Below are 12589 nucleotides of genomic sequence, written 5' to 3' on the forward strand. Positions count from 1 at the left end.
TTTGATTATTATTTTTTAATGTTTTTAATCAAATTGAGAATATGAAAACCAATCAAATGATTTTATTGATTACTCGTAATTTTTGTCAGAAAAAAATTAATTTATAATAATTTATCTGTAAAAAGCGGAAAATAAAAAAACAGCTCAGTAACCACAATGAGCTGTTTCAAAAAACAATTAAGTTTTAATTTCTAACTATCTAACCATTCTTATACCTGACTAAGTATAATTTTTTAGCGTACTACTACGCTTGTATTTTTAGCAGAAAATCCTGCTTTATAAACTGATGAAATTGCTTTTGTTGATAAAACAGTTGTATCATCAGTAATAGTAATTTCATGTTTTGTAGTTTTTACACTGTCTTCGATTTCTAAGATATAAGCTCCTTTTGGAAATTCCTCAAAGCTGAAGGTTCTCAAAATTCCATCTCTGCCTGAAGCATTTTCAGAATAAATCAGATTACCATCTTTATCATAAATAGATAGATTTGCTTTTTTTACATTGTTTAATGCAAAAGTGATCAGCTTACCATTTCCTTTAATTACATGAAGAGTAAAATCTTCATTCCCGTCAATTGCATAAGTACTCATTCCTGTGAAAAGCACTGCACATACTAAACTTAATTTTAACATCTTTTTCATGACTTTAGTTTTTTAGATTATTGTTCTAATTCTATACTGCTAAATTACTTCAATAAGAGACTTAAGTGCACAACTCTATTCTCTGATTTATGTGTTATATTCTCATTTACGAAACCGATATAGGTTAAAATTTGAACTATTTTAACCGTTTTAGTTAATTTACATTTTATTATGTAAGTTTTTTATAGTTGTTAAATTTACCTTTTCCTAACTTTTCAGTAACCTTCCAGGTTGCATAAAGTGGTTAAGCCGGATCCTTCCCTTCAAAAAAACAAGGCATAAAAAAACAGCTCAATAACCACAATGAGCTGCTTTCAAAAAAACGATAACGTTTTTAATTTTTTTAACTATCTAACCATTTTTATACTGATAGAGTATAATTTTTTAACGTACCGCTACGTTAGTTTTTTCAGCAGAAAAACCTGCTTTGTAAATTGATGAAACAGCTTTTGTTGATAAAACTGTTGTATCAGTAGTAATAGTAATTTCGTGTCTTACTTTTTTCACATTGTCTTCAGCTTCCAGGAAGTAAGTTCCCTCCGGAAATTCTTCCAGGCTAAAAGTTCTCAAGATACCTTCTTTACCTGAAGCGTTTTCAAAGTAAATTAAATTGTCGTCTTTGTCATAGATTGACAATTTTGCTTTTGTTACTTTGTTTAAAGCAAAAGTAATTAGCTTTCCATTTCCTTTTTTCAATACATGAAGATTAAAATCTTCATTTCCATCAATCGCGTATGTACTCATTCCGCTAAAAAGCACCGCACATACTAAACTTAATTTTAAAATCTTTTTCATAGCATTAGTTTTTAAATTAATAGTTCTAATTCTCTGATGCTAAATTACTTAGATCTTTCATTGTTTTGTATAACTCAGTTTTCTAATTTATATGCTATATTCTCATTAACGAAACCGATATAGGTTAAAATTTGAATTATTTTAATCGTTTTTGTTAATTTGATTACAATTATTTAAAATTGTTAAAGAATGAAATTTACTTTTACCTAACTTTATGATAACCCTTTTTGATTGTAGAAAACATTATTCCAAAGCTTATCTTGCAAAAAAATAAAGCACAAAAAAAAACAGCTCGAGAACCACCAAGAGCTGTTTTAAAAACAATTAAGTTTTAAACTTTACTAACTATCTAACCTCATTTTATACTGTATGCGAGTATAACTTTTTTAGCGTACTGCTACGCTTGTATTTTTAGCAGAACCTGCTTTATAAACTGATGAAACTGCTTTTGATGACAATACTGTATTTTCATCAGTAATAGTAATTTCATGTTTTATAGTTTTTACATTGTCTGTTACTTCCAAAAAGTAAGTTCCTGTTGGAAATTCCTCAAAGCTGAAAGTTTTCAAAATACCTTCTTTACCTGAAGCATTTTCAGAATAAATCAGATTACCATCTTTATCATAAATAGATAAGTTTGCTTTTGTTACATTGTTTAATGCAAAAGTTACTTCCTTACCACTTCTTTTAATTACGTGAAGTGCAAAATCTCCATTCCCGTCAATTGCATAAGTACTCATTCCTGTGAAAAGCACTGCACATACTAAACTTAATTTTAACATCTTTTTCATAATTATAGTTTTTAAGATTATTGTTCTAATTCTATAGTGCTAAATTACTTCAATAAGAGACTTAAGTACACAACTCTATTTTCTAATTTATGTGTTATATTCTCATTTACGAAACCGTTATAGGTTAAAATTTAAATTATATTAGGTGTTTTTGTTAATTTGATTATTATTTTTTAATGTTTTTGATCATTCTGAGAATATGAAAATCAATCAAATGATTTTATTTATTACTCGTAAATTTTGTCATGAAAAAATTAATTTATAGTAATTTATTTGCAAAATGGCAGGGTAAAAAAACAGCTTTTATAACTAAATGAGGTGTATTTTTAAATGAATTTCGAGTTTTACTGATAATTTTGCCCTATTTTTATATTGCTTAAATTAACCACAGACACAAAACTTAATTTTAAAAAACCTTTTTCATGACATTAGTTTTTAATTAATGTTCTAATTTTATAGTGTTAAATTATTTCAGTTTTACAGAGACTTATTTGCTGATTTATATGAATTATTCTTATTTACGAAAGCGTTGTAGGTTAAAATTTGAATTATTTTAGACGTTTTTGTTAAATTTGCTATTATTTTTTAAACATTTGAAATGAAAACAATTGCTCCAGCTCTTGAATTAATATCAAACTCTTACGGAAGTTCCTTTACCTATACTAAATACGCCCAAAAAACTAACAGTAAATCGCATTTATTGCATTATCATCCTGAAATTGAGATAGTTTTTGTAAATGGCGGTGCAGGAAAGAGACAGATAGGAAGTCATATTTCTTATTATACAAACGGTTCTTTGGTGATGATAGGCTCTAATTTGCCACATTGTGGATTTACAGATGAAAAAACAGGTAATAAGGATGAAATTGTAATTCATTTTAAACCTGATTTCCTGGGGAATGATTTTTTTGGTGCCCAGGAAATGAAAAAAATCCAAAATCTTCTTAATCAGGCAAAAGCTGGAATTGCATTTGGTGGAGAAACCAAAAAACGGGTGGGAACAAAAATGGAATTAATGGAAAATAAATCTCCGTTTGAGCGCTTATTGACACTTTTAAGTATTTTAGATGAATTAGAATCGTCTGAAGAATATACGATTTTGAATGCTGATGGATTTTCACTTGAAATGCAAGTACAGGATAACGACAGGATCAATGTTGTATTCAATTATGTGAAAGACCATTTTAAGGAACCGATTTCAGTTGATGAGATTTCAAGTTTGGTCAGTATGACAACTCCTTCATTCTGCCGCTATTTTAAAAAAATATCCAATAAAACCTTTACTGAATTTGTAAATGAATACCGTTTGGTTCATGCTTCTAAACTTTTGGCCGAAAAAGCAATTAGTATAAATGAAGTTTGTTACGAAAGCGGATTTAATAATTTTAGTCATTTCAGCAAATCATTTAAACAATATACAGGTAAAAGTGCTTCGCAATATCGCCAGGAGCATACGGTCATAATTATGTAAGAATAAGTTCTAAAATTTGTGTCTTTTAAGCGTTTTATTGATTATTTTTACGCCCTTAAATAGAAATCCCTTACAAAATAATATGAATTTATTAAAAGCCTCAATTCTTGCGCTTTTTATTTGTGCTGCTTTTTCAAGCTGCAGTAAAAAAGAAGCTGCATTGTCAGATCCTTTACTCACAAATCGTGATACAACCATTAATCCTGTCAATGACTTTTTTAGTTATGCAAATAATGGCTGGTTTAAAAAAAATCCAATAAAAAATTCTGAAAGCAGTAACGGAATTTGGAAAACAATTCAGGATACAATTGATTCCCAGATAAAACGTATCTGCGAAAATGCTGCTCAGGATAAATCTGCAGCAAAAGGAAGCAATAAACAAAAAATCGGCGATTTTTATACTGCTGCGATGGACACTGTTGCTATCGAAAAAGCCGGTTTAAGCCCGCTTCAAGCCGAAATAAATCACATTCAGGCCATAACGGATGTTTCTTCTTTAACCAAATCTATTGCTCATTTTCAGACTATAGGAACAGCTCCGGGTTTTTTATTTTATATAGGTCAGGACGATAAAGCCAGTACCAAATATGCTGTATTTTTCTATCAGGGCGGGTTAGGTCTTGGAGACAGGGAATATTACTTTGATACAGAGAATAGAAACGTCATCATCAGAAAAGAATATGTAAAGCATATTGAAAAGATGATGAAGCTAATGGGAGAAAAAGATGCTGCTGCGGCAAAAAATGCCTCGATAATTATGAAATTAGAGACAGATTTAGCTAAATCTTCAAGAAAGATGGAAGATCTTCGGGATCCGGTTAAAAACTATAATAAAATGACGGTGGGACAATTTAATAAATTGACACCAAATATAGATTGGAATGCAGTTTTGCCAATTTTAGGAATTCCAAAAGCAGATACCCTTATTGTTGGACAGCCTGAGTTTTTTACAGGATTAAATTTATTATTGAAAAAGTACTCAATCGAAGATTGGAAAACCTATTTAAAATGGAACCTGGTTAATTCATATGCTAATACGCTGAATAAAGATTTTGAAAAACAGAATTTTAATTTCTTTGGTACTATAATGAATGGTACAAAAGAACAGAAACCCCGCTGGGAAAGAATTGTTCACGCAACAGATGAATCATTAGGAGAATTAATAGGTCAGGTATATGTAACTGAATATTTACCAAAAGGCACAAAAGAAAAACTGCTGGAAATAGGAAATAATGTCAGGGATGTTTACGCTTCACATATCAAAAAACTAGACTGGATGAGTGAAGTAACTAAACAAAAAGCACTTCAGAAGCTTAGTAAGATTGTAATGAAAGTGGGATATCCTGATAAATGGAAAGATATGAGTAGTCTTTCTATTGACAGGAAATCGTATTGCAGTAATGTAATAAGAGTCAGTAAGTGGCAGCATAATTATATGGTATCTAAATTTGGTAAAAAAGTAGACAGAACAGAATGGCAGATTCAGCCCCAGACTTACAATGCTTATTATAATTGCAGTAATAATGAAATTGTAGTTCCGGCATGTAATATTATTGTTCCGGGTTTTGAAGGCCGTATGCCGGACGATGCTGTTCTATATGGAATTATTGGAGGTTCTACTTTTGGTCATGAAATCACTCATGGTTTTGATGATCAGGGAAGTAAATATGATGAAAACGGGAATTTAAATAATTGGTGGACTTCTCAGGATCTGAAAAAATTCAAAGAAAAAACTAAAGCTATAGTTTCTCAATATAATAATTATGCAGTGGCTGGAAAACACGTTAACGGAGAAGCTACACAAGGAGAAAATATTGCAGATTTAGGCGGCGTGATTGTAGGTTTTGAAGCCTTTAAGAAAACGGAGCAATATAAAAAACAGAAAAAAATAAGCGGATTAACACCAGAGCAGCGTTATTTTCTTTCGTATGCATATTCCTGGATGATTAATAGGAGGGTTGAAGCTAAAATCAGATTAATGATGACTGATGTACATTCGCCGGAACAATTCAGAATAAATGGACCGCTAAGCAATTTCCCTGCATTTTATAAGGCATTCAACGTAAAAGAAGGAGATAATATGTATCGACCGGATAGTTTACGTGTAGTAATTTGGTAAATTTTAAAACCGTAGAATTTAGGGGTGAAGGGATTGATTAACCGTTGGTGTAATTGAAATGTTATTCGATATAAAAACAAATAGATCAAAAAGATAAATTTTTGAGTAAAACTTGATATTTCCAGAAATTATTGTCATCTGATTCGGCTTCGCAAGAAAACTTTAGTCGAAGCTTTAAAGGGCTTCGACTCCGCTCTGCCTGACACCTTTTGAATCACGTTATTATTATTATTATTATACTGTCACATTGAGCGAAGTCGAAATGCAGTGAAGGCTCTTCTGCCCCAAGGAATTAGGAAATAAAAAAAGTGCCATCAATTACGATGGCACTTTCGGGTATAATTTAAGCTAATGAATTATAGCGCTGATTTTACAGTTTTGATAATTCTGGCAGCAATTTTGTATGGATCACCGTTTGAAGCTGGTCTTCTGTCTTCTAACCAACCTTTCCATCCTTTTTGAACAGTCATTAAAGGAATACGGATTGAACATCCTCTGTCAGATACTCCATAAGAGAAATCGTGAATAGAAGCAGTTTCGTGTTTACCAGTTAAACGTTGATCGTTGTAAGCTCCGTAAACAGCGATGTGCTCAGCAGTAACAGGTCTGAAAGCCTCACAGATTCTTTCGTAAGTTGCTTTATCTCCACATGTTCTTAATACTTCATTAGAGAAGTTAGCATGCATACCTGAACCATTCCAGTCTGTATCTCCAAGTGGTTTTGGGTGGTATTCGATATAGTAACCATATTTTTCAGTCAAACGATCTAGTAAATATCTGGCAACCCAGATTTCATCTCCGGCTTTCTTAGCACCTTTAGCGAATAATTGGAATTCCCATTGTCCACAAGCAACCTCTTGGTTAATACCTTCAAAGTTGATTCCGGCAGCGATACATAAATCAGCATGTTCTTCTACTAATTTTCTTCCGTGAGTGTTTTTTCCACCTACTGAACAGTAGTACATACCTTGTGGAGCAGGATAACCTCCAACAGGGAAACCTAATGGCAATAAAGTTTTTGTATCCATGATGAAGTATTCTTGTTCGAAACCAAACCAGAAATCACCATCATCATCAATAGTAGCTCTACCGTTAGAAGAGTGTGGAGTTCCATCTGCATACATAACCTCTGTCATTACTAACCAACCATTAATACGAGTTGGATCCGGATAAATCGCAACAGGAACCAATAAACAGTCAGAAGAACCTCCTTCGGCTTGTTTTGTTGATGAACCATCAAATGACCAGTTCCCCAGTTCCTCTAATGTTCCTTTGAAATTTTCGTGCTCTTCAACTTTAGTTTTACTTCTAAGATTTTGAGTTGGTTCATATCCATCTAACCAAATGTACTCTAACTTAATTTTAGCCATAATAATATAAATTAATTTTTTTTGTTTTTTTTCGCTGGGTCAAATATAGATTTATTTTTTTAGTCATAAAAATAAGGGGGTATATTTTGTGTTACTAGTTATAATTTTTTACATAAGCGCAATTTTGGCAGGGGTATATTTGAAAAATAGCAATTTTTTAATGTTTAAAAAATAAATTCGTAATAAACGAACGGTTTTTTTGATTTTTATTATAATTAAATTACGAAAAATTGTTTATTTATTGAGTATTACCTGACTATTTTGTTATATTTCTTTAAAACATTTTCGGTATTCTTTGTAAATAGACTTTTTTATTGAAAAATCGGTTCTTAAAATTCTAAAAAGTTATCTTTTAAAAAGGCTTTTTTATTCTTTATATTTGTTATTCTTTTTCAATTGAATTATTACGAATTTTTAAAAATTATATACATGTCAACATTACGTTTTCAAGCTTTGAAAGAAGCTTCATCGAGAAAGCCTGTACATTTTGAAGAAATAGATAAAAAATCAACCATTTTTGGTTCAAATGTTTTTAATGAGAAAGCAATGAAGCAATATTTGACTTCAGATGGCTTGAAAGGAGTGAGGGATGCTATTCAGCACGGAACTAAAATAGACAGAAAACAGGCAGAGTATATTGCAATGGGGATGAAAGAGTGGGCTTTGGCAAAAGGAGTTACTCATTATACACACTGGTTTCAGCCGCTTACCGGAACTACTGCTGAAAAACATGATGCCTTTTTTGAAACATCTTTTGACGGGAGTGATCCGGTAGAAAAATTTGGCGGTGCCCAATTGGTACAACAGGAACCGGATGCATCAAGTTTTCCTAACGGAGGAATCAGAAATACTTTTGAAGCCAGAGGATATACTGCCTGGGATCCGACTTCGCCTGCGTTTATCTACGGAACAACTTTATGTATTCCAACAGTATTTATTGCGTATACAGGTGAGGCTTTAGATAATAAAATTCCGTTATTAAGAGCTTTGTCAGCAATGGATGAAGCAGCAACCGAAGTGTGCAAATATTTTGATAAAAATGTCAAAAAAGTTACAGCTACTTTAGGCTGGGAACAGGAATATTTCCTGATTGATAAAGCTTTGGCGAATTCACGCCCGGATTTAATGATGACCGGAAGAACCTTATTGGGACATACATCTGCAAAAGGACAGCAGCTGGATGATCATTATTTTGGATCTATCCCGACCCGTGCATTAACGTATATGAGAGATTTAGAGCAGGAATGTATGTTATTGGGAATTCCGGTAAAAACACGTCATAACGAAGTGGCACCAAATCAATTTGAGCTGGCTCCAATTTTTGAAGAAACAAATCTTGCCGTTGACCATAATTCCTTATTGATGGATGTAATGCAAAAAGTAGCAGAACGTCATGATTTTAAAGTTTTATTTCATGAAAAACCTTTTAAAGGTGTAAACGGTTCCGGAAAACATAACAACTGGTCATTGGCAACAGATACCGGAGTTAACTTATTGAGTCCGAGTAAAACCCCAATGAGTAATCTACAGTTTTTGACGTTCTTTATTAATACCATAAAAGCAGTCAACGATTACGAAACTTTATTAAGAGCTTCTATCGCGACAGCCAGTAACGATCACAGGTTAGGAGCGAATGAAGCGCCTCCGGCTATTATTTCGGTTTTTATTGGGGCACAATTGACAAAAGTTTTATCAGAATTGGAAAGTGTAACCAGAGGTAAATTATCTCCTGAGGAAAAAACCGATTTAAAGCTGAATGTTGTGGGTAAAATTCCGGATGTTCTTTTGGATAATACGGATAGAAACAGAACTTCGCCTTTTGCTTTTACAGGAAATAAATTTGAGTTCCGAGCGGTAGGTTCAAATGCAAACTGTTCAAATGCAATGACTACTTTAAATGCTATTGTGGCCAAACAGCTGAAGGATTTTAAAATTGAAGTAGATGCTTTAATTGATTCTAAAGACATGAAAAAAGATGATGCAATCTTCAATGTTTTAAGGGAATACATCAAACAATCGAAGAAAATTTTATTTGAAGGCGACGGTTATAGTGAAGCCTGGGAGAAGGAAGCGGCAAAAAGAGGTTTGAGTAACTTTAAAACTACTCCGGAAGCAATTAAAGCAAAAGTTTCAAAACAAGCGTTGGATTTATTTGATGAAATGGGTATTTTAAACCATATTGAAGCTGAAGCACGTTATGAAATTGAATTAGAAGAATATACTAAAAAAATCCAGATAGAAGGAAGGGTTTTGGGGGATATTTCCAGAAACCATGTGATACCGACAGCTATTCGTTATCAAAATACTTTAATTGAAAATGTAAAAGGATTAAAAGAAATTTTCGGCAAAGAATTTGAAACCATTGCCAAGGAACAAATTCTTTTGATAAAAGAAATTTCAAACCATATCGAAGGAATTAATTCGAAGGTTGCCACCATGACAAATGAACGAAGAACGGCAAACCAATTAACTGATGCCCAAAAAATGGCAGAAGCATATTGTAATAAAGTAATACCTTATTTTGACGAAATTCGTAAGCATTGTGATAAACTTGAATTATTGGTTGACGATGAAAGTTGGACATTAACCAAATACAGAGAATTACTGCTTACAAAATAGAATAGCTTCAGTAGTGTATTTAAATGCCTTTCCAGTTTTTGGAGAGGCATTTTTTTATTTTAAAGCTTAAAGGGGTAACAATTGTAAATGAATTCTGATATAGATGTGTGTTTATACATTTATTAACCTCAAAATTATTTATTATGAAAACAATTGTACATCTAATTACGGGATTGTTCATTTTAATGTCCGGGTCAGTTTCTGCACAGAAATATCAGGACACATTAATAACTGTCAAAAATGCTAAACTGCATTATGAATATGATTTAAGCTGGACTAAAGAAGTCAAGGCGAGAAGTATTGAACAATTTATCAAAAATCAATCTGAACCCTCGATTAAATCTTCTACACAAATCCAGTCTATTTTACAAAATATAAAAGTTTCTAAAGATCCTTGTGTTAATTCGGGATTTGAAAGTGGTTACAGCGGATGGACTGGTTTGAGCCTGAAACATGGAATTCAAACACTTCCAATTGAAAATGGCTTAACATTAAATCCGGGAGTTTCGGCATTGCCTTTTACTGGTTTGGCATATGGACAGAATTTTACTTCAATCGAAACAACAGGAACAGATGCTCTATTATTGGCTTCGAGCCCTTCTTTTTCGATGTCTAAAACAGCACCGGGTTCCTCCGGGACACAATCACTTCGTTTAGGAAATGACCAGCCAGGTTACGGAGCAGAAGGTGTTGCCAAGCGTTTTGTTGTGACAGCAGCAAATGCAAAATACTATTTTCAATATGCTATGGTAATGGATAAAAGTCACTCAAATCCAAATGGAAGCGTCAATGGTTCTGAAGTCTTTTTTGTAGCTGAAGCGGTAGATATGACTGGAGTAACTGTAGATAAAATGGTAGATATTGCAGCTCCGTCTAATCCTTTTATCAGTGCAACTAACTCTCCTGGTGAAGGAGTGAAATATTACAGAGACTGGCGTTGTGCCTATTTGGATTTGTCAAGCCATATAGGGAAAGAAGTGGTGATCATGTTTATTAACTCAGATTGTTCTGCGGGTGGTCATAATGGATATACCTATATTGATGATACGTGTACGACTTGTAAAAATACTTCAGAAGGAGTTATTGATTTAGATTTAAAAGGACACGATTGTATAAATCCGAAACAAACTTTTAATGGGACATTTACTGTTCCTGCTCTGGCAGCCAATGTTCAGATTAGTTTTGAAATTTATCAAAACGGAACATTGTTGAACACCATAGCTGCTACCACAGTTGCAGGTTCCAATTATACAGTTGATATAGCCGCAACTGATTTCCCAAATCAAACACCGGGGACTTGTTATGATGTGGTGGCAAAACTGACTTTTAATTTAATTGATTTAAACGGAAACGTACAAACGGTTGTCCAGTATTCTGCAAATCCTGTTTTAGGGGTACAATACGGACAAACGGTAGGTTTTAATAATGACATCTGTTTTTGTATAAATAATTTAGGTTCCTATTGTTGTGATTCTGAGAATTTGGTTGTAAACGGTAATTTTGAGGCTGGCAATACAGGTTTCTCCAGTGCTTATACGCTGGATGCATTAACTTATCCGGGACAATTTAATGTAACTAATTCCGCAGTAGCTTTTGGAGCAACAGTAACGGATCATTCGTATTGTGCTGATCCTGTAGCGTATGCTTCAAATACTAAATATTTGACAGTTAACGGAAAAACACAACAATCCGGTTCTTCCGTGGTTTGGGAACAAACGATAACAGGTTTAAGAAAAGGAACAACCTATCGTTTTTGTGCCAATTTCAAAAACATGAAACAGTGTACTTTTGATATTCTTCCACAAGTTAAAATGGAAGCAGGAACTACCACCTCAGCTGTGTTTACAGTAAATATGCCGACAACGAATGCTTGTGCATGGCAAAATATAGATGTAGTTTTTACAGCAACTGGAACTAGTGAAACCGTTCGAATTTATATTGACGAAACAGGAAATGGTGATGGAAATGACCTGGCGATTGATGATATTTATGTAGGTGCCTTAAGTGATCCGGGGCTTGCAATTACGGTACAGCACAATGGAACGAATAATGCGATTATTGCATCTGTTAATAGTATAGCAACAACAGATGACAGTATTAAAGGAAATTGTAGAAAATACCATTGGTATGTAGCAGAGGTAACTTCATATCCTTCTATTGTGATTGACTGGAGTACTTTTGCTCATGGAAATAATACCGGAAGTAATTTGCCTCCATTTGCAGGGACTTCTTCGCCTACTGCATGGAATCTTACCACTACTTTTCCGGGTTATACTTTTGCAAATAATAAAATGTATATAATTGGAATGTACACACCGGAATGTGATTGTTATGATAGTGATTTTACATACCAGTTAACCTTTAATACCACAGCTAAAACAGCTAATACTACTGGTATTACAGAACAACAAAAAGCAGAAATTATTGATGCTATTCTAAATGGATTATCACAAGAAAAAATAGATTCGTCAACTACAAATGATGTGAAGACAGAAATCAAAAATAATGTGGAATTGTATCCTAATCCCGTAGCGAATGAATTGACTGTTTCTGCTTTGAACGAGCTAATTTCAGAAGTGATTATTTCAGATTCAGCAGGTAAAATAGTTAAAAAGCAATCATTTTTATCTCAAAATACTATTGAAAAAATCAATGTGTCAGACTTAGCTCAAGGACTTTATTTTGTCAAAGTCATAAGCGATAAAAACACGTATGTATCGAAATTGATTAAAAATTAAACATTCAGGTTTATTAAAAAAATGGGCTATCTATAATTATTTAGA

At 32.9% G+C, this 12589-nt stretch carries 8 protein-coding genes; 4 read left to right on the top strand and 4 right to left on the bottom strand.

Translation table 11 applies throughout. The features are described 5' to 3' along the window. Positions 1 to 233: 233 nt before the first annotated feature. The 3 genes from PMI10_RS06570 to PMI10_RS06580 form a co-directional block, all read right to left on the bottom strand. The gene (locus tag PMI10_RS06570) at positions 234 to 641 is read right to left on the bottom strand and encodes a T9SS type A sorting domain-containing protein (protein ID WP_007805908.1); all 408 of its coding nucleotides are present in this window, start codon (positions 639 to 641) and stop codon (positions 234 to 236) included. 384 nt (positions 642 to 1025) lie between these two features. Beyond that, positions 1026 to 1436 (bottom strand): hypothetical protein, encoded by a 411-nt coding sequence (locus PMI10_RS06575; protein ID WP_007805910.1) that lies wholly within the window; start codon positions 1434 to 1436, stop codon positions 1026 to 1028. Between the two features lie 386 nt (positions 1437 to 1822). Continuing rightward, on the bottom strand, positions 1823 to 2227 hold the full coding sequence (locus PMI10_RS06580; protein ID WP_007805912.1) for a T9SS type A sorting domain-containing protein: 405 nt from the start codon (positions 2225 to 2227) through the stop codon (positions 1823 to 1825). A 598-nt stretch (positions 2228 to 2825) separates the two neighbouring features. Here PMI10_RS06580 and PMI10_RS06585 point away from each other — a divergent pair. Together PMI10_RS06585 and PMI10_RS06590 are read left to right on the top strand one after the other, a co-directional pair. Further along, complete coding sequence (locus PMI10_RS06585) at positions 2826 to 3698, top strand: AraC family transcriptional regulator (RefSeq protein ID WP_007805914.1); 873 nt, start codon at positions 2826 to 2828, stop codon at positions 3696 to 3698. An 82-nt stretch (positions 3699 to 3780) separates the two neighbouring features. Continuing rightward, positions 3781 to 5817 carry a M13 family metallopeptidase gene (locus PMI10_RS06590; protein ID WP_007805917.1) on the top strand — a complete coding sequence of 679 codons (2037 nt, stop codon included), beginning with the start codon at positions 3781 to 3783 and terminating at the stop codon, positions 5815 to 5817. A 356-nt stretch (positions 5818 to 6173) separates the two neighbouring features. Here the strand turns inward: PMI10_RS06590 and PMI10_RS06595 are convergent, their stop codons facing one another. Next, the gene (locus PMI10_RS06595; RefSeq protein ID WP_007805919.1) at positions 6174 to 7187 is read right to left on the bottom strand and encodes a glutamine synthetase beta-grasp domain-containing protein; all 1014 of its coding nucleotides are present in this window, start codon (positions 7185 to 7187) and stop codon (positions 6174 to 6176) included. Positions 7188 to 7616: 429 nt separating this feature from the next. Here PMI10_RS06595 and PMI10_RS06600 point away from each other — a divergent pair, with 429 nt between their 5' ends. Next, positions 7617 to 9806: a glutamine synthetase III family protein gene (locus PMI10_RS06600; protein WP_007805922.1), complete on the top strand. Its 2190-nt coding sequence runs from the start codon at positions 7617 to 7619 to the stop codon at positions 9804 to 9806. Positions 9807 to 9949: 143 nt separating this feature from the next. Beyond that, the gene (locus tag PMI10_RS06605) at positions 9950 to 12544 is read left to right on the top strand and encodes a T9SS type A sorting domain-containing protein (protein WP_007805925.1); all 2595 of its coding nucleotides are present in this window, start codon (positions 9950 to 9952) and stop codon (positions 12542 to 12544) included. The last annotated feature ends 45 nt before the right edge of the window (positions 12545 to 12589 follow it).

Source organism: Flavobacterium sp. CF136, assembly GCF_000282055.1.
GTDB lineage: Bacteria > Bacteroidota > Bacteroidia > Flavobacteriales > Flavobacteriaceae > Flavobacterium.